Here is a 17,007-nt window from a genome sequence, read left to right as displayed (position 1 = left end):
TTTATTGCATGTTAGGTCTTTTAGCTGCTGCACCGTTCGCTGAAGCAGCGACCGTGCGTTTGCAGGTGACGGGATTATCGGGGGAGTTACAAAAGAACGTCCGTGCGCGGTTGTCCACCATTTCGAGCGATGAAGTCTCGGCGGATGGCCGTTTCCGTGCCCGTGTCAGTGATGCGGTAAAAGAAGGCCTGAAGGCGCTGGGCTATTACGAACCGACCATCGAGTTCGATCTGCAGCCGCCGCCGGCGGGCGGTAAAAGGCCGGTGCTGGTGGCGAAAGTCACCGCCGGCGAACCGGTGAAGCTGGCCGGTGAAACGGTGGTCCTGCGTGGTGAAGCCCGCACCGATAAAGATTACCTGGCGCTGGTCAAAAATGGCCGTGGCAAAATCGGCGGCGTGCTGAACCACAGTGATTATGACGGCTTTAAAAGCTCTCTCAGCAACATGGCGCTGCGCAAAGGCTACTTCGATGGTGACTACACCAAAAGTCAGCTGGGTGTCTCTGTAGAGCGCCGTGAGGCCTTCTGGGATATCGATTACGACAGCGGCCAGCGTTACCGCTTTGGCGACGTCAGCTTTGAAGGATCGCAAATTCGTGAAGAGTATCTGCAAAACCTGGTGCCGTTTAAAAAGGGCGACTATTACAGCTCTCGTGACCTGGCGGAACTGAACCGCCGTTTATCCGCCACCGGCTGGTTTAACTCGGTAGTGGTGGCACCAGAATTCAGTAAATCACGAAAAACCAAAATTCTGCCGCTGCATGGCGTCGTCAGCCCACGCACCGAGAACACCATTGAAACCGGTGTCGGCTACTCCACCGATGTCGGGCCTCGGGTGAAAGCCACCTGGAAAAAGCCGTGGGTCAACAGCTACGGCCACAGCCTGACCACCAGTGCCAATATCTCCGCCCCTGAACAGCAACTGGATTTCAGCTATAAAATCCCGCTGCTGAAAAATCCCATTGAGCAGTACTACCTGCTGCAGGGCGGCCTGAAAAAAACCGACCTCAACGACACCAAATCCGACTCCTCCACGCTGGCGGCCTCCCGTTACTGGGACTCGTCTTCCGGCTGGCAGCGCGCGATTAACCTGCGCTGGAGCCTCGATCACTTTACTCAGGGTAACGTCACCAACACCACCATGCTGATCTACCCTGGCGTCAGCGTTAACCGCACCCGCTCCCGTGGCGGACTGATGCCGACTTGGGGCGATTCGCAGCGTTACTCGTTAGATGTCTCTGACACCACATGGGGATCGGATATCGACTTCGCGGTGGTGCAGGCGCAGAACGTCTGGATCCGTACGCTGGCAGATAAACACCGCTTTGTGGCCCGTGGCAACCTCGGCTGGATTGAAACCAATGACTTCGACAAAGTGCCGCCGGACCTGCGTTTCTTCGCCGGTGGCGATCGCAGCATTCGTGGTTATAAATACAAAGGCATCTCGCCGCGCGATGACGATGGCAAGCTGACCGGTGCGTCCAAGCTGGCGACCGGCTCGCTGGAATATCAATACAACGTGACCGGCAAATGGTGGGGCGCGGTGTTCGTCGACTCCGGCGAAGCGGTGAATGACATCAAACAGACCGATCTGAAAACCGGCGCCGGTTTTGGCGTGCGCTGGCAGTCGCCGGTCGGCCCGGTCAAGTTGGATATCGCCCGTCCTATCGGCGATGACGAACATCGTGACGTACAGTTTTATATCGGATTGGGGCCTGAACTATGAGTCGTTGGAAAAAGGTCCTTATTGGAATCCTGATCTTCCTGATGGTGCTGCTGGGCGGCATCGCCTTTTTAATTGGCACCACGCCCGGCCTGCATCTGCTGCTTAACGGCGCCGCGCGCTGGGTTCCGGGGCTGCAAATCAAACAGGTGGACGGCGGCTGGCGAAACCTGACGCTGACCGGCGTGCAGTATGAAATGCCGGGCGTCACGGTTAACGCCGGCGAGTTCCACCTCGCGGTACAGTTGGGCTGCCTGAAACACAGTGCCTTCTGCGTCAACGACCTCTCGCTGAAAGATGTGAATGTGGTGGTCGACAGCAAGAAAATGGCGCCGGCGGCACCTGCCCCGGCGGAAGAAGAGCCGTCCTCAGGCGATCTCAGCACGCCGTATCCGATCACCTTGCGTCAGCTTGCGCTGCACAATATCAATGTGAAGGTGGATGACACGGCGATTTCCCTCGCCGACTTCACCTCCGGCATTAGCTGGCAGGGCCGTGCGCTGACGCTGAATCCCACCCATATTCAGGGGCTGCTGATCGCACTGCCAAAGGCGGCGAAAGTGGCCGATGAACAGATTGTGCAGCCAAAAGTGCAGCAGCCGAAGGCCGACGAACCGCCGCTGGGCGAAACGCTGAAAGCGATGTTTGCCAAACCGTTGCTGCCGGAGCTGCCTGATTTCAAGATACCGCTGGATGTCGATGTTCAAGAGATCCTTGGCGAGCAGCTGCGCATCACCGGCGATACCGATATCACCGTTAATCGCCTGTTAGTGAAAGCGAAAACGCAGGACAAACTGCTGCATCTGGAGACGCTGGATGTTGACTCGCCGCAGGGACAGCTGAACGCCCAGGGACAAGCGACGCTGTCTGACAACTGGCCGGTGAACTTCACGCTCAACAGCACCGTCAACGTCGATCCGATCAAAGGCGAGAAGATCAAAATGACGCTGGACGGGGGCCTGCGCGAGCAGCTCAATATGGCGTTGAATCTGTCTGGTCCGGTTCAGGTGCAGATGGACGCCAATACCCGCCTGGCCGACGTGGGCCTGCCGCTGGCAATGAATGTGAAAAGCCCGCAGCTGCGCTGGCCGCTGACCGGTGAAATTCAGTACGAAGCAGATAATTTCAACTTCAGCTTTAAGGGCAAAGCGACGGATTACGCGATGTCGCTGAAGGCCGCACTAAAAGGGCAGGGCATCCCGCCCGCTACGGTGGCGCTGGACGGCAAAGGCAATATTGAGCAGTTCTCGCTGGATAAACTGCGTCTTGCGGCGCTGGAAGGCAATATTGACCTGACGGCGCTGGTGGACTGGAGCAAGGCAATCAGCTGGCGCAGCGATCTGACGCTGTCTGGCATCAATACCGCGAAGCAATATCCTGACTGGCCGGCGAAGCTGGAAGGTCACATCTCCACGCGCGGCAGCCTGTATGGCGGCAGTTGGCAGATGCGCGTGCCGGAACTGAAACTGCGCGGCAACGTCAAGCAGAACGCGGTCACCGCAGACGGTTCCCTATACGGCAACAGCTATAACCAGTGGGATATTCCGGGCCTGAAGCTGGTGCTGGGCCGCAACAATATCAACCTGAAGGGATCGCTGGGCGACAAGCTCAACCTGGATGCCGATATTGATGCGCAGCATCTGGACAACGCGTTGCCAGGCCTTGGCGGCGTGGCGAAAGGCACCATCAAAGCCCGTGGCGATCTGAAAAAGCCGCAGCTGCTGGCGGATCTGACCGGGACGGGACTGCGCTGGCAGGCGCTGACCATTGCCCGCGTTGCGCTGAACGGCGACGTCAGTTCCGGCGAGCAGGTTCAGGGTAAGCTGACGCTGAAGGTCGATCGACTGAAGCAGGATGCGCTGGATATCTCGCAAATCACTCTGGATGCCAGCGGCAGCGAAAAACAGCATCAGCTGAAGCTGAATATCGACGGCAAGCCGGTCTCGGGCCAGCTGGCGCTGAACGGCAGTTTTGACCGGGCTGAGCAGCGCTGGAAAGGCACGCTCAACAACACCCGCTTCGATACCCCGGTCGGTGAATGGCGCCTGACGCGCCCAATCACGCTGGATTATCTCAACAGCAAGCAGACCGTCAGCATCGGGCCGCACTGCTGGCTCAATCCGAATGCCGAGCTCTGCGTGCCGCAAACCATTGAAGCCGGGCCTTCCGGCCACGCCAAAGTGCAGCTCAATCGCTTCGACCTGGCGATGGCCAAGCCGTTCCTCACGGAAGACACCCAGCTTCGCGGCGTGTTCAGCGGTGATGCGGACGTCAGCTGGACCGCCGGCGGTGGTTTACCGCAGGGTCGCGTCTCGCTGAAAGGCAACGGCGTGAAGGTCGAGCAGAACGTGCAGGGCAACACGTTGCCGATTGCGTTCGACACGCTGAACCTGAATGCCGCGATGCGCAATGGCCGCGCTCAGCTGGACTGGCTGATCCGCATTGCCAATAACGGTCAGCTGGATGGCAACGTACAAATTGCCGATCCCGAGGGCAAGCGCACGCTGTCAGGCAATGTGAATATCGCTAACCTGTCGCTGGCGCTGCTGAACCCGGCGTTGATGAGAGGCGAAAAGGTCGCGGGGATCGTCAGTTCCAACCTTCGTCTGGGCGGCAGCCTGCAGAAACCGCAGGTGTTCGGTCAGCTTGGGCTGAAGAACGTGGATGTCGACGGCAGCTTTATGCCGGTCGACCTGACCAGCGCCAACCTCAATATGGTGTTCAACGGCATGAGCTCGACGCTGGAAGGGCTGATTCAGACCTCGAAAGGGCAGCTGACCTTAAGCGGTGGCGCGGACTGGAGTGTGCTGGATGCCTGGCGGGCGCGGATCGCCGCCAAGGGCGATAAAATCCGCGTGACGGTGCCGCCGATGGTGCGGATGGACGTCTCGCCGGACCTGGTATTTGAAGCGACGCCGCAAATGTTCAACCTCGATGGTCGCGTTGATATTCCGTGGGCGCGCATCAACGTGCAGGAAGTGCCGGAGAGCGCGGTGGGCGTGTCGTCGGATGAAGTGCTGCTGGATAAAAACCTGCAGCCTATCGCACCGAAATCGACCGCTATTCCGATTAACAGCAACCTGGTGATCCACGTCGGTGACGATGTGCGCATCAGCGCCTTTGGTCTGAAAGCCAAACTGAATGGCGATCTGAAAATGGTGCAGGACCGTCGTGGCCTGGGCCTGAACGGCCAGATCAACATTCCTTCCGGCCGCTTCCATGCTTACGGACAGGATCTGATTGTGCGCAAAGGTGAGCTGCAATTCTCCGGTCCGGCGGATCAGCCGTACCTGAATATTGAAGCGATCCGTAACCCGGAAGCGACGGAAAATGATGTTACCGCCGGCGTGCGCGTCACCGGGCTGGCCGATGAGCCCAAGGTGGAAGTGTTCTCCGATCCGGCAATGTCACAGCAGGAAGCCTTGTCCTACCTGCTTCGCGGACAGGGTCTGGACTCGAATGGCAGCGACAGCAGTGCAGTAACCTCAGCATTAGTGGGATTGGGGCTTGCACAAAGTGGTCAGGTTGTGGGTAAAATCGGGGAGACCTTCGGCGTAAGCAATCTCGCCCTGGATACGGCCGGCGTCGGTGACAGCCAGCAGGTCCAGGTCAGTGGCTACGTTCTGCCGGGTCTACAGGTAAAATACGGTGTTGGCATATTTGATTCACTGGCGACCTTAACCCTGCGTTATCGCCTGATGCCCAAGCTCTATTTGGAAGCAGTGTCTGGTCTCGATCAGGCCCTGGATTTGCTTTATCAGTTTGAGTTCTAGCAATGCGAATAATTGTCTACGGCACCTTAAGACGGAAGCAAGGCAACAGTCATTGGATGACCAACGGGCAGTGGCTGGGCGATCATAAGATCGACGGCTACGCGCTTTATAGTTTAGGTCTTTACCCCGGCGTTGTTGCGGGTAGCGGGCAGGTTGCCTGTGAAGTTTACCGTATCGATGCGTCCACACTGGGCGAGCTCGATGCACTCAGAACCAAGGGCGGGGAGTACAAGCGTGAGCTGGTGCAAACGCCTTACGGCAGCGCCTGGCTCTATGTGTATCAGCGTTCGATTGTCGGGAGAGAGCATATTGTCAGCGGCGACTGGCTGCAACAAAATGCACCCAAACCCACCTGAGGTTGCTGCAAATAAAAACACCGCTCAGTGAGCGGTGTTTTTTTTCGTCTTCGTCGCGAGAATTACTTCTTCGCAGCGCGCTCGAAAGAGGTCACGATTTCAGCTTTCGCTGCGGCCGCGTCGTCCCAGCCTTCAACTTTCACCCATTTGCCTTTTTCCAGCGCTTTGTATTGCTCGAAGAAGTGAGTGATCTGCGCACGCAGCAGTTCTGGCAGGTCGTTCACATCTTTGATGTGATCGTATTCTTTGGTCAGCTTGCTGTGCGGAACGGCAACAACCTTGGCATCTTCGCCAGATTCGTCGGTCATTTTCAGCACGCCAACAGGACGGCAACGGATAACCGAGCCCGGCTGCAGCGGATAGGCGGTAGGGACCAGTACATCTACCGGGTCACCGTCTAAAGACAGGGTGTGGTTGATGTAACCGTAGTTGCACGGATAGAACATCGCGGTAGACATAAAGCGGTCAACGAACAGGGCACCGGTATCTTTGTCGACTTCATATTTGATCGGATCGGCATTGGCCGGGATCTCAATAACAACATAGATATCTTCTGGCAGGTCTTTGCCCGCTGGAACCTGGGTCAAACTCATGGTCAATTCCTTCATTCAGCCTTAAACAAGTGACGCTCATTATAGCCAACTGAGTTGGAAAGTATCCCCCCTTTTTGCCCTTTAGGAATGCTCCAGTACTGGCCTTACGGCCTGTAGGGAGAATCTTCCCCTTCGATGCGCGGATGGCCCCTTGTTAAGGGTTGCCGCTGTTGCCATCCGCCAACGATTTCAGCACTAAGGCCTGGTTTTTTACCAGGCTTACGCTCTGCGCGCCCACCTGTAATGACGCCATGGTGCCGCCATCGCTCAGCCGGGCTTTGGTGGCATCCAGCCAGCTGTCGCGGTATTTCAGCCAGGCACGCTGTGCGGTGCGTAATTTGGCTTTCTGCTCACTGTTTAGCGTGGCTGTCAGTTTGCCGTATTGCTGATTCATTTCACTGTCCCAGGCCTGATTCGCTGCGCTAAAACACTGCTGCATGGCCACGGTGGTAGAGGCTTTATCCAGGCATTGTTGCTGGGCGGTATCAATCGGGCTCACGTCTGCGTGGCTGTAAAACGCCATTAACAGGCCTGTAATCGCAATGGTTTTTTTCATCGGACAATTCCTTCTGTAGGGTCATGGGCAAAAATTGATCCTTATCAAGTCAGCCGCAGTCGTCAATCCTTTTCACTTCATCAGCGCTAAAGATTGCCCGCGACCCTGCCGATACCTTCTTCGCTTTTTGGGTTCCTGGACTATTTGCTTTTTCGAGGGTCACACAAAATCATGCTTAGAAAAATTTCGATTCGAACGGGGTTATTAGTGTTGTTAGCGCTGATGACGTTGATGCTACTGGGCGTTAGCCTGATGGGCATCGTTGCCATTAACAAAGGGAATCGATCGCTGGAGGTGGTCAACCGCATTCAGGGTATCGAGTTAAACAGCTTATCGCTTACCAATAACAGCCTGCTTCATGCGCGCACCACGGCAGCGTTATCGGTAAGGAAGATGGAAATAGGGATGATTGATGAGGCCACCCTTGCCACTCAGCGGGTCAGTGCCTATATCGAACTCTCAAAAAAAGGCTTAAAAACCTTTGTGGATGCCGGCACGGTGACCGCGCATGGCAAAAAGCTCTCCGATGACATTGTCGCCAGTTATGACGTCTATCTGCAGCAGGGCATCATGCCGATGCTGGATGCGCTGCAAAAGCAAAACACCGACGGTTATTACACCGTTCTGGAAGAAAAGCTCACCGCGTTAAATAACACCTTTACCAAAGCGGCCGATGCTTTCAACGTCTATGCCAATCAGGTCACGGATGCGCAGCTGGCGGAAGCCGCTCACAACCAGAAAATGCTGACCCTTTTGATCCTGTGCTGCGGCGTTCTGACGGTGATCCTGCTTTCCGTCGCCTGGCTGCTGTTGCGGGCGATCCTGCTGAAACCGCTCGAGTCCGCCATCGGGCATCTGGAATTCGTCGCCGCAGGCGATTTAACCCAGGCACTGCCGGAAAGTGGCAACAATGAGCTGGGACGACTGAACGCGGCGCTGGCGGCGATGCAGAGCTCTCTGCAGCTCTCGGTCAGCCGGGTGCGCGATGCCAGCCTGCAAATTGATATCGGCAGCCGTGAGCTCTCTTCGGGCAACATCAACCTCTCTCAGCGCACCGAGGAGTCAGCGGCGTCGCTGGAGCAAACTGCCGCCAGCATGGAGCAACTGACGGCGACGGTGAAGCTGAATGCCGATAACGCCAGCCAGGCACATCAGCTGGCAAGGTCGGTTTCTGACAGCGCCGATCGTGGTAGCGAAGTGGTGAGCTACGTGATGGATAAGATGCAGGAGATCTCCAACAGCTCTAAGCGCATTGGCGACATCCTCGGCGTGATTGACGGCATCGCCTTCCAGACCAACATCCTCGCGCTGAACGCCTCGGTAGAGGCCGCACGCGCCGGAGAACAGGGCAGAGGCTTTGCCGTGGTCGCCAGCGAGGTGCGTAACCTGGCGCAGCGCAGTGCCACGGCGGCGAAAGAGATCCGCACGCTGATCGCTGAATCGCAAAGCCGGGTCAGCGAAGGCTCGGAGATGGCGACCAAAGCCGGAGAGACCATGGACGAAATCGCCAGCGAAGTGATGCGGGTGACCACGCTGATGAAGGAGATTTCCAGCGCGTCTCAGGAGCAGAGTCATGGCATCGAGCAGGTGAACCAGGCGGTGACGCAGATGGATGAGGTGGCACAGCAGAATGCCGCGCTGGTCGAGCAGGCGATGGCCGCCACCCAGTCGCTGGAGGAGCAGTCTCAGCAGCTGGTGCAGTCAATGGCGGTGTTTAAGGTCAGCCCAGCCTGACAGGCTGCTTAAAGACGGGAAATAAAAAGGGCGATCGTCAGATCGCCCTTTTTTTATCTGGCTCGCAGGAGGCGTTACGCGTCCGGGAACTCGCGCAGGAAACGTTCCTGATCTTCTACCATCGCGGTATTACCGACGAAGAACGGTGAACGCTCGTGCAGGGTTTCCGGGGTCAGATCCAGAATACGGTTTTTACCGTCGCTGGCTTTACCACCGGCCTGCTCGGCCAGGAAGGCCATCGGGTTGCACTCATACAGCAGGCGCAGCTTGCCTTTCGGGTGGCTGGCGGTGCTTGGGTAGAGGTAGATGCCGCCTTTCAAAAGGTTGCGGTGGAAATCTGCAACCAGAGAACCGATGTAACGTGAGGTATACGGACGATGCGTGGCAACGTCTTCTTCCTGACAGAATTTCAGGTATTTCTTCACGCCCTGAGGGAAACGGATGTAGTTTCCTTCGTTAATGGAGTAGGTGTAGCCCGCTTCCGGAAACTCCATTTTTTCCGCGCTAAGGCAGAATACGCCCAGTGACGGGTCGTAGGTGAAGGCGTGAACGCCACAGCCGGTGGTGTAAACCAGCATGGTGGACGAACCGTAAACCACATAACCCGCAGCAACCTGCTGGTTGCCCGGCTGCAGGAAGTCTTCTTCCGTGACTGGCGTGCCGGCTGGGGTGATACGACGGTAGATGGAGAAGATGGTGCCCACAGAGACGTTAACGTCGATGTTTGACGAGCCATCCAGCGGATCCATCAGCACCACGTACTTGCCGTTCTCGACACCTTCGAAGATCACGATCTCATCTTCTTCTTCGGAGGCGATACCGGCAACGATCCCGCGCGCTTTCAATGCTGCTTTGAGTTTTTCATTGGCAAACAGATCGAGCTTCATCTGCTGCTCGCCCTGAATGTTCTCTACGCCGGAGGCGCCGAGAATATCCACCAGACCGGCTTTGTTGATATCACGGTGGATAATCTTCGCGCCCAGTTTGATGGCTGAAATCAGCGCCGTCAGTTCACCTGTGGCGTGAGGAAAGTCGTGTTGCTTCTCGACGATGAATTCGCCTAACGTTTTCATAACACTATCCCTGAATCTGCGGTTGAACAGCAGCCTGATTTACAAACTGCCAACGTATGCGTAAGCAGTCTAGCCGATTGGACACTAAAGAACATAGGGCAAATCCGTTTCTTCCTCGCGATGAGGACGCTACACTGTGCGCCGGACTTTCCTGTTAACGGATCATTTTATGCGTATTCATATCCTCGGTATCTGTGGCACCTTCATGGGTGGCCTGGCCGTACTGGCCCGGGCACTGGGCCATGAAGTGACGGGTTCAGATGCGAACGTTTATCCGCCGATGAGCACGCTGCTTGAAAAACAAGGTATTGATTTAATTCAGGGTTATGATGCTTCCCTGCTCGATCCTGCGCCGGATTTAGTGATCATCGGTAATGCGATGACGCGCGGAAATGCCTGTGTTGAAGCGGTACTCGAGCGCAACATTCCTTACCTCTCAGGCCCGCAATGGCTGCATGATTTCGTGCTGCGTGACCGTTGGGTCATTGCGGTGGCCGGAACCCATGGAAAAACCACCACGGCGGGGATGGCGGCATGGATTTTACAGGCGTGCGGCCTCGAACCGGGCTTCGTGATCGGGGGCGTGCCGGGAAACTTCGATGTCTCGGCAACTTTAGGAAAAAGCCCATTCTTCGTGATTGAAGCCGACGAATATGACTGCGCCTTCTTCGACAAGCGTTCCAAATTCGTGCATTACTGCCCGCGCACGCTGATCCTCAACAACCTTGAGTTTGATCACGCGGATATTTTTGACGATCTGAAAGCGATCCAGCGCCAGTTCCACCATCTGGTGCGGATCGTCCCAGGCCAGGGCAAAATCCTGATGCCGGATCACGACGTCAACATCAAGCAGGTGATGGCGATGGGCTGCTGGAGCGAACAGGAAACCGTTGGCGACTCCGGTCACTGGCAGGCGAAAAAGCTGACGCCGGACGCCTCTCGTTGGGAAGTCTGGCTGGACGGTGAGCGCGTGGCGGAAGTGAACTGGGCGCTGGTGGGCGAACACAACATGCATAACGGCATGATGGCGATCGCCGCCGCACGTCACGTCGGCATTAAACCGGAGGATGCCGGTCTGGCGCTGAACGACTTTATCAACGCCCGTCGCCGCCTGGAACTGCGCGGTGAAGCCAACGGCGTCAAAGTCTATGACGACTTTGCCCATCACCCAACGGCGATCCTCGCTACCATGACCGCCTTACGCAGCAAGGTTGGCGGCACTGCCCGTATTCTGGCCGTACTGGAACCGCGTTCTAATACCATGAAAATGGGCATCAGCAAGGACGATCTGGCGCCGGCACTGGCGCGTGCGGATGAAGTGTTCCTGCTGCAGCCGCACCATATTCCGTGGCAGGTTTCAGAAGTGGCGGAAGCCTGCTCGCAGCCGGCGCACTGGAGCCCGGATGTGGATGTGCTGGTTGAGATGATTGTGAAAGTGGCGCAGCCGGGCGACACCATTCTGGTGATGAGCAACGGTGGCTTTGGTGGTATTCATCAGAAGCTGCTGGACAGACTGGCGAAGTAATCAGGCGAAAACCCTGGCAGGAAAGTCTCTTGCCAGAGTTCAGAAGCGCAACAAAAGGGCGGAACGGTTTCCGCCCGGTTTATTTGGCTTCGGCAAGCTCACGCAGATACTGGAAGATCTGGCGGAAGGCTTTTGGCGGTTTGTTAGCGGCTTTCTCTTTCTGCGCATTGCGGATCATCGCACGCAGCTGCTGACGGTCGGCCTCGGGATAGAGCGCCAGCACGTCCGGCACCACCTCATCGCCTTCGGCAACCAGACGATCGCGCAGCACTTCCAGCTTATGGAACAGCGCAACCTGCTGGTTGTGACGGTTCTTCAGCTTATCCAGCGCCAGGCGGATCGGCTCTTCATCGCGGGAGCGCAGCATTTTACCGATCAGCTGAAGCTGACGGCGACGCGCTTCTTTCTTGATCTTCTGAGCCAGCTCAATGGCGGTGCGCAGGTCTTCATCCAGCGGGATTTTATCCAGCGAGTTTTTGCTCAGTTCCATCAATTCTAAACCCAGGCGCTTAAGCTCCTCGGCGTCACGTTTGATTTCACTTTTACTGACCCAGATAATCTCTTCGTCTTCTTCTTCTTTGTCATCTGGTACATCATCAAGCCAGTCGTCAGGCTGTTTGGTCATTGGGGGCTCCCTAAAAAAGAGGCTCATGCTATCAGGTTACGTGGCTACTGCGAAATTGTTCTCTGAGTCTGTTAGACTCAAATGAACCTTAATCACTAAAGAGTCAGGCAATCTGGCGTTTTACCCGCTCCAGAAAAGCCCTCTGTTAATTATATGGTAGGTCGATGAAATTACTCTCCCAAGTTGCAGAACAGCGTAAAACCCTCGAACAGGCGGTAGCAACAGCACTCGAACTGGCAAAAGTCAGCACCGATGGAGCGGAAGTCGCCGTGACCAAAACCACCGGCATCAGCGTCAGCACGCGCTTTGGCGAAGTGGAAAACGTAGAATTCAACAGCGATGGTGCCCTTGGCATCACCGTTTATCATCAGAACCGCAAGGGCAGCGCGTCCTCTACCGATCTTAGCCCGGATGCGATCAAGCGCACCGTGCAGGCCGCCATCGATATCGCCAAATTCACCACCGCGGATCCGTTTGCCGGTCCGGCGGATCGTGAGCTGCTGGCCTTCGATGCGCCGGATCTCGATCTGTTCCATCCGACCGATCTCGATCCGGATCGGGCGATCGAAATGGCGGCCCGCGCAGAGCAGGCCGCGCTGAAGGCCGACAAGCGCATCACCAACACCGAAGGCGGCAGCTTTAACAGCCATATCGGCATGAAGGTGTTCGGTAACAGCCACGGCATGATCCAGGGATACTCCTCCAGCCGCCACTCGATCTCCAGCAGCGTGATTGCCGAAGCCAATGGCGATATGGAACGCGATTATGCCTATACCATTGGCCGGGCGATTGAAGATCTGAAATCCCCGGAGTGGGTCGGTGAAGAGTGCGCCCGTCGCACCCTGTCCCGTCTTTCTCCGCGCAAGCTGTCCACCATGAAAGCACCGGTGCTGTTTGCCGCGGAAGTGGCCACCGGCCTGTTTGGTCACCTTGTGGGGGCCATCAGCGGCGGCAGCGTCTACCGCAAATCCACCTTCCTGCTCGATTCGATGGGCCAGCAGATCCTGCCGGAGTGGCTGACCATTCAGGAACAGCCGCATCTGCTGAAAGGGCTGGCCTCGACGCCGTTCGACAGCGAAGGCGTGCGCACCCAGCAGCGTGACATCGTCAAAGATGGCGTGCTGCAAACCTGGCTGTTAACCAGCTACTCGGCGCGCAAGCTGGGGCTGCAAAGCACCGGTCACGCTGGCGGCATCCATAACTGGCGCATCGCCGGTCAGGGCGACAGCTTCGATCAGCTGCTGAAGAAAATGGGTACCGGCCTGGTGGTCACCGAGCTGATGGGGCAGGGCGTGAGCGGCATGACCGGCGATTATTCTCGCGGGGCGGCTGGCTTCTGGGTTGAAAACGGCGAGATTCAGTATCCGGTCAGCGAAGTGACCATCGCGGGCAACCTCAAAGACATGTGGATGAACATGGTCACCGTCGGCAGCGATATTGAGCTGCGCAGTAACATTCAGTGTGGATCGGTGCTGCTGCCCGAAATGAAAATCGCCGGGCAGTAATTTCGTCATTTTTGCGTATTATTATGGGGTGGCCTTTTGGTCACCCTTTTTTGTCGTGCTTTTCAAATAAAAATTGTCTTACTTCTCATATAAAAAGAAGGAATTGAGCAATGCGTAGAGCCTTGTTAGCCGTGATGACCGCCTCCCTGTTGTTCTCCAGCGTGTCGGCGATGGCCAGCCTGGAAGACGATATGGACACCCTGAATGCGGGTTTACATACCGTCAGTAAAACCGACGATGTCGGTGAGTTTAAAAAAGCCCTGACCAGCATGCGCGGTGCGGCGGAAGATGCCAAAACGCAAACCCCGGATAAGCTGAAAGGCAAACCCGCGGACAGTGCCGAAATCAAAGATTACCACGCGGGCCTCGACACGCTGATTGGTCAGATTGACAGCAGCATGAAGCTGGCCGACGCGGGCGATCTGGCCGGTGCGAAAGCGGAAGCGAAGAAATTCACCGCAACCCGTAATGAGAACCACAAAAAGTTTCGTTAATTTCCCGGGCTCTCAGGAGCCCATTTATTTACGCTGTGACGCCACGCCTGTAAATAACGCCTTTTATCCTGCCGACATTCTCCCGCTCCGCGCCAATTTCCTGTTGAACGATGGCTGAAATATCCCTGAGATAAGTTTTTCCTATATCACTGACCTCTTCAGACGCATTTTTCGCTGCAAAAAATTCCCGTCAATGCATTGGCTTAGCGAATACCAGCCCTGTTCTGTGACTTTCCTCTCATTTCCTCCTCTTTTATGCATGAATTAACGATTCTGTGGCACAAGCCACACCGCTCGGTGCTATTTCCACTTCGAAGTGGAAAAAGTCGGTCTACACAGTTGCCTGCCGGAGGACTAATTTGTTTGTAACGCGAATAAACCCCGTTTCAGGCCAGAGTCCGAGCGGAACATGAGGAGCAGAGAGTGAATAATGGAGCGGTATCCGTGAGCACGACCGACGACGATCAGGCTATTCAGGCGCTGGCAGGCAAAGTGATGGCGCAGATTGCCGACCTCTTTGCGGCAAAAGCTATCGTCCCTAACGCTGTTCAGCAGCAGATGCTGGCGTCGCATGTTAAGGCCATGGCGCTGCGCTCACTGACCGGCGAGCCGCTGCCTGAAGTGGAAGAGGAGCTGTTTGAAGATATCTCCCCGGAATCCATGGCTCTGGCGCAACAGGTGGTCGATCTGTTTGGCAATTTGCCAAAAGAAGAGGCCTGGCTGCTCTCCGTCCACTTTGAAGTGGCGAAAGAAAACGACTAATCCCGCAGGGCCTGCCAGCCAGGTCCGGTAAAAATTCAACATTGAGGAATTCACCATGTCACAAGTCATCGTAGTAATCGGCGATCGTTTAGGTAAAGGCCAGAAAGTGGCGGCAGGCGTTGAGAAAGCGGGCGGGAAAGCCGTGGTTGTGCCTGGCGTGGCGGCAGATATGAAGCTGGGCGACGTGATGAAAGCGGAAGGCGCCTCTTTCGGCATCTCCTTCTGCGGCAGCGGCGGCGCGGGTGCGATCACCGCACAGAACAAATATGGCTACAAGGCGAAGCACGGTATGCGTTCCGTCGACGAAGGCGTTACCGCCATCAACGAAGGTGCCACCGTACTGGGCTTCGGCTTTATGGACAAAGAAGAGTTGGGCGAGCGTCTGGTTCAGGCGTGGAACAAGAAGCACGGTAGCTGATCGATGAAGGAACAATTCACTACCACGGTGAACGTCAGCGGCAAAGGCGACAGCAAAGAGCGCGCCTTTGCCGATGCGCTAAGCCGGGTTCAGAACACCGTGCTGAAATCGACCAACAAGGTTCTGCTGCGGATTGAACCAGAGGATGTGAAGGTGGTTCAGGCCCGGGAGAGTGTCAGGCAGGAGAAGTTTTTGTTCTTCTTTCTGGCAAGACAACGGCGGAGTTACAGCGTCGAGCTGGATATTACCGTCAACGTAACGGTGATCGACACTGACAAAGTCAGTTTCGTTTCGCAATAAAGCACTGCCTGTAAGGGCAGCAATAACCTGATTTAAAAACGTTGGCGAAAGCCTGAAAGGAAGACTGATGTTTTTAATTATTCTCTTTAAGTCACTTATTATCGGCGGTCTTGTCGGTGTGGGCGTTGGCGCCGGAGCGGCGCGCATGTTCCACGCGCCAACAACGCAGGGGATGGGGGCATTTCGTACACTGGGTGAACTGAATTCCTGTGAAGGCGATCCTGCTTCTCACTTCTCCTTTGGCCTGGGCTTCTTCTTCAACGCCTGGGCATCGTCGGTTGCAGCCGGTTCTTTCACCCAGGACGTTGACCACCGCATCATCCCACACTGGGGCGCGGCGGCACTGATGGTGAAAAACCGCAACGTGGCAGAAACCCTGCACGATCCGAAAAAAATGGCGATTGCCTGCGGCATCATCGGCATGATCGTCGTGGCCTTCCTCAACTCTACCGCCTCAGCGGTGCCGGCCGCGCTGCAGGTGACCGCAGTGAAAGTGCTGGTGCCTGCGGCTAACCTGCTGGTGAACACCGTGATGCCGGTGATCTTCTGGCTGGCGGCGATCGATGCCGGCAAAAAATCGGGCTTCTGGGCCACCATCTTCGGCGGCCTGGCGCAGCTGATCATGGGTAACGCCGTCCCTGGCCTGGTGCTGGGTATCCTGATCGGTAAAGGCGTCGAAGAAGCCGGCTGGAACAAAGTCACCAAGGTGATGATGGCGGCGATTGTGCTGCTGTTCGTGCTGAGCGGCTTCTTCCGCGGCTTCGATATGAAAGTGCTGCAGTCCTTCCAACTGGGCGTCCCAGGCTGGCTGGATATGATCCACAACTCCCTGAGCGGCAAATAAGAGGAACGGTCAATGGAAGAGTCAAAAAGCGGTTTCTGGTATGCCGACTGGTCTTTCCCGATTTTCGTCGGGTTGCTGTCAGCCGGGGTGTTTGCGGGAACGCACATGTACTACACCTATGGCCTGGGCGCGTTTAACGAAGTGGCCTTCGTTTCAATGCTGCGTTCCGGCATGGAAACCGGCGTGTATGGCGCGGTAGCGGCCTTCGGTGCCAGCTTCCTGTTTGCCCGCATCATTGAAGGTTCGCTGGTCGGGATCCTCGATATCGGCGGTGCCATTCAGACCGGCGTCGGCCTCGGCGTGCCGGCGCTGCTGCTGGGTGCCGGGATCGTCTATCCGGTCGCCAACTTTGCCGCCTCGCTGGTGACAGGCCTGGTGATTGGCGTGGCGATTGGCTACCTGATTATCCTCGCGCGTAAGTTCACCATCAACAACAGCGACTCCACTTACGGTGCCGACGTGATGATGGGCGCGGGTAACTCCTCAGGTCGTTTCCTTGGGCCGCTGATCATCCTGTCGGCAATGACCGCATCGATTCCAATCGGTCTGGGTTCGCTGGTCGGCGCACTGTTGTTCTATCTCTGGAACAAACCGATTACCGGTGGCGCGATCCTCGGCGCCATGCTGCTGGGTGCGATTTTCCCGGTCGCGCTCTGATGTAACGGCGGTTTACCCATCTCGGGTAAACCGCTTAATCGGATGTCATCCCATCCGGTGCAAGAAGGAGT

The 17,007-nt window shown here is 56.5% G+C and carries 16 protein-coding genes; 12 read left to right on the top strand and 4 right to left on the bottom strand.

The features are described 5' to 3' along the window. Positions 1-8: 8 nt before the first annotated feature. Genes tamA through ACXKZG_RS19985 form a run of 3 tightly spaced genes read left to right on the top strand, consistent with a single transcriptional unit; the run spans position 9 to position 5,850 of the window. The gene (gene tamA / locus ACXKZG_RS19995) at positions 9-1,724 is read left to right on the top strand and encodes an autotransporter assembly complex protein TamA (RefSeq protein ID WP_013200510.1); all 1,716 of its coding nucleotides are present in this window, start codon (positions 9-11) and stop codon (positions 1,722-1,724) included. Beyond that, positions 1,721-5,494, top strand: a complete 3,774-nt coding sequence (tamB, locus tag ACXKZG_RS19990) for an autotransporter assembly complex protein TamB (RefSeq protein WP_488875344.1) — start codon at positions 1,721-1,723, stop codon at positions 5,492-5,494. Before tamA ends, tamB begins: the two co-directional genes overlap by 4 nt. A gap of 2 nt (positions 5,495-5,496) precedes the next feature. Continuing rightward, positions 5,497-5,850 (top strand): gamma-glutamylcyclotransferase family protein, encoded by a 354-nt coding sequence (locus tag ACXKZG_RS19985; protein WP_013200512.1) that lies wholly within the window; start codon positions 5,497-5,499, stop codon positions 5,848-5,850. A gap of 62 nt (positions 5,851-5,912) precedes the next feature. Here the strand turns inward: ACXKZG_RS19985 and ppa are convergent, their stop codons facing one another. Together ppa and ACXKZG_RS19975 are read right to left on the bottom strand one after the other, a co-directional pair. Beyond that, on the bottom strand, positions 5,913-6,443 hold the full coding sequence (gene ppa, locus ACXKZG_RS19980) for an inorganic diphosphatase (RefSeq protein WP_013200513.1): 531 nt from the start codon (positions 6,441-6,443) through the stop codon (positions 5,913-5,915). Positions 6,444-6,597: 154 nt separating this feature from the next. After that, on the bottom strand, positions 6,598-6,999 hold the full coding sequence (locus ACXKZG_RS19975; RefSeq protein ID WP_134823323.1) for a lysozyme inhibitor LprI family protein: 402 nt from the start codon (positions 6,997-6,999) through the stop codon (positions 6,598-6,600). Between the two features lie 171 nt (positions 7,000-7,170). On the opposite strand from ACXKZG_RS19975, the gene ACXKZG_RS19970 reads away from it, so the two are divergent. Continuing rightward, positions 7,171-8,733, top strand: a complete 1,563-nt coding sequence (locus ACXKZG_RS19970; protein WP_488875343.1) for a methyl-accepting chemotaxis protein — start codon at positions 7,171-7,173, stop codon at positions 8,731-8,733. A 74-nt stretch (positions 8,734-8,807) separates the two neighbouring features. On the opposite strand, the gene fbp is transcribed toward ACXKZG_RS19970, so the two are convergent. Continuing rightward, positions 8,808-9,806: a class 1 fructose-bisphosphatase gene (fbp, locus tag ACXKZG_RS19965; RefSeq protein ID WP_013200516.1), complete on the bottom strand. Its 999-nt coding sequence runs from the start codon at positions 9,804-9,806 to the stop codon at positions 8,808-8,810. A 169-nt stretch (positions 9,807-9,975) separates the two neighbouring features. On the opposite strand from fbp, the gene mpl reads away from it, so the two are divergent. After that, a complete protein-coding gene (gene mpl / locus ACXKZG_RS19960) occupies positions 9,976-11,331 on the top strand; it encodes a UDP-N-acetylmuramate:L-alanyl-gamma-D-glutamyl-meso-diaminopimelate ligase (RefSeq protein WP_488875342.1) in 1,356 nt (451 codons plus the stop codon). Positions 11,332-11,410: 79 nt separating this feature from the next. On the opposite strand, the gene yjgA is transcribed toward mpl, so the two are convergent. Further along, complete coding sequence (gene yjgA, locus ACXKZG_RS19955) at positions 11,411-11,956, bottom strand: ribosome biogenesis factor YjgA (RefSeq protein ID WP_013200518.1); 546 nt, start codon at positions 11,954-11,956, stop codon at positions 11,411-11,413. Between the two features lie 164 nt (positions 11,957-12,120). On the opposite strand from yjgA, the gene pmbA reads away from it, so the two are divergent. From pmbA to ACXKZG_RS19920, 7 genes are all read left to right on the top strand, one after another. Then, positions 12,121-13,461: a metalloprotease PmbA gene (gene pmbA / locus ACXKZG_RS19950; RefSeq protein ID WP_151038410.1), complete on the top strand. Its 1,341-nt coding sequence runs from the start codon at positions 12,121-12,123 to the stop codon at positions 13,459-13,461. A gap of 110 nt (positions 13,462-13,571) precedes the next feature. Then, the gene (cybC, locus tag ACXKZG_RS19945) at positions 13,572-13,955 is read left to right on the top strand and encodes a cytochrome b562 (RefSeq protein WP_013200520.1); all 384 of its coding nucleotides are present in this window, start codon (positions 13,572-13,574) and stop codon (positions 13,953-13,955) included. 495 nt (positions 13,956-14,450) lie between these two features. Beyond that, positions 14,451-14,717 carry a glycine dehydrogenase gene (locus ACXKZG_RS19940; RefSeq protein ID WP_241199784.1) on the top strand — a complete coding sequence of 89 codons (267 nt, stop codon included), beginning with the start codon at positions 14,451-14,453 and terminating at the stop codon, positions 14,715-14,717. Between the two features lie 55 nt (positions 14,718-14,772). Beyond that, positions 14,773-15,135, top strand: coding sequence for an SFCGS family glycine-rich protein (locus tag ACXKZG_RS19935; RefSeq protein WP_013200522.1), 363 nt, complete (start codon positions 14,773-14,775; stop codon positions 15,133-15,135). Between the two features lie 3 nt (positions 15,136-15,138). Then, a complete protein-coding gene (locus ACXKZG_RS19930; protein WP_013200523.1) occupies positions 15,139-15,435 on the top strand; it encodes a DUF4312 family protein in 297 nt (98 codons plus the stop codon). A 67-nt stretch (positions 15,436-15,502) separates the two neighbouring features. Next, positions 15,503-16,279, top strand: a complete 777-nt coding sequence (locus tag ACXKZG_RS19925) for a DUF4311 domain-containing protein (protein WP_106381837.1) — start codon at positions 15,503-15,505, stop codon at positions 16,277-16,279. 12 nt (positions 16,280-16,291) lie between these two features. Then, positions 16,292-16,936, top strand: a complete 645-nt coding sequence (locus tag ACXKZG_RS19920) for a DUF4310 family protein (protein ID WP_013200525.1) — start codon at positions 16,292-16,294, stop codon at positions 16,934-16,936. Positions 16,937-17,007: the final 71 nt, after the last annotated feature.

The organism is Erwinia sp. 2186 (genome assembly GCF_057812255.1).
Note: the sequence above shows the minus strand (reverse complement) of the source record. Positions and strands in the feature narration are given on the sequence as shown.

What these genes read in the sequence shown, in the direction of transcription:
- tamA (WP_013200510.1), top strand. Translation starts at nt 9, where the DNA reads ATGTTAGGTCTTTTAGCTGCTGCACCGTTCGCTGAAGCAGCGACCGTG.
- tamB (WP_488875344.1), top strand. Translation starts at nt 1,721, where the DNA reads ATGAGTCGTTGGAAAAAGGTCCTTATTGGAATCCTGATCTTCCTGATG.
- ACXKZG_RS19985 (WP_013200512.1), top strand. Translation starts at nt 5,497, where the DNA reads ATGCGAATAATTGTCTACGGCACCTTAAGACGGAAGCAAGGCAACAGT.
- ppa (WP_013200513.1), bottom strand. Translation starts at nt 6,443, where the DNA reads ATGAGTTTGACCCAGGTTCCAGCGGGCAAAGACCTGCCAGAAGATATC.
- ACXKZG_RS19975 (WP_134823323.1), bottom strand. Translation starts at nt 6,999, where the DNA reads ATGAAAAAAACCATTGCGATTACAGGCCTGTTAATGGCGTTTTACAGC.
- ACXKZG_RS19970 (WP_488875343.1), top strand. Translation starts at nt 7,171, where the DNA reads ATGCTTAGAAAAATTTCGATTCGAACGGGGTTATTAGTGTTGTTAGCG.
- fbp (WP_013200516.1), bottom strand. Translation starts at nt 9,806, where the DNA reads ATGAAAACGTTAGGCGAATTCATCGTCGAGAAGCAACACGACTTTCCT.
- mpl (WP_488875342.1), top strand. Translation starts at nt 9,976, where the DNA reads ATGCGTATTCATATCCTCGGTATCTGTGGCACCTTCATGGGTGGCCTG.
- yjgA (WP_013200518.1), bottom strand. Translation starts at nt 11,956, where the DNA reads ATGACCAAACAGCCTGACGACTGGCTTGATGATGTACCAGATGACAAA.
- pmbA (WP_151038410.1), top strand. Translation starts at nt 12,121, where the DNA reads ATGAAATTACTCTCCCAAGTTGCAGAACAGCGTAAAACCCTCGAACAG.
- cybC (WP_013200520.1), top strand. Translation starts at nt 13,572, where the DNA reads ATGCGTAGAGCCTTGTTAGCCGTGATGACCGCCTCCCTGTTGTTCTCC.
- ACXKZG_RS19940 (WP_241199784.1), top strand. Translation starts at nt 14,451, where the DNA reads ATGGCGCAGATTGCCGACCTCTTTGCGGCAAAAGCTATCGTCCCTAAC.
- ACXKZG_RS19935 (WP_013200522.1), top strand. Translation starts at nt 14,773, where the DNA reads ATGTCACAAGTCATCGTAGTAATCGGCGATCGTTTAGGTAAAGGCCAG.
- ACXKZG_RS19930 (WP_013200523.1), top strand. Translation starts at nt 15,139, where the DNA reads ATGAAGGAACAATTCACTACCACGGTGAACGTCAGCGGCAAAGGCGAC.
- ACXKZG_RS19925 (WP_106381837.1), top strand. Translation starts at nt 15,503, where the DNA reads ATGTTTTTAATTATTCTCTTTAAGTCACTTATTATCGGCGGTCTTGTC.
- ACXKZG_RS19920 (WP_013200525.1), top strand. Translation starts at nt 16,292, where the DNA reads ATGGAAGAGTCAAAAAGCGGTTTCTGGTATGCCGACTGGTCTTTCCCG.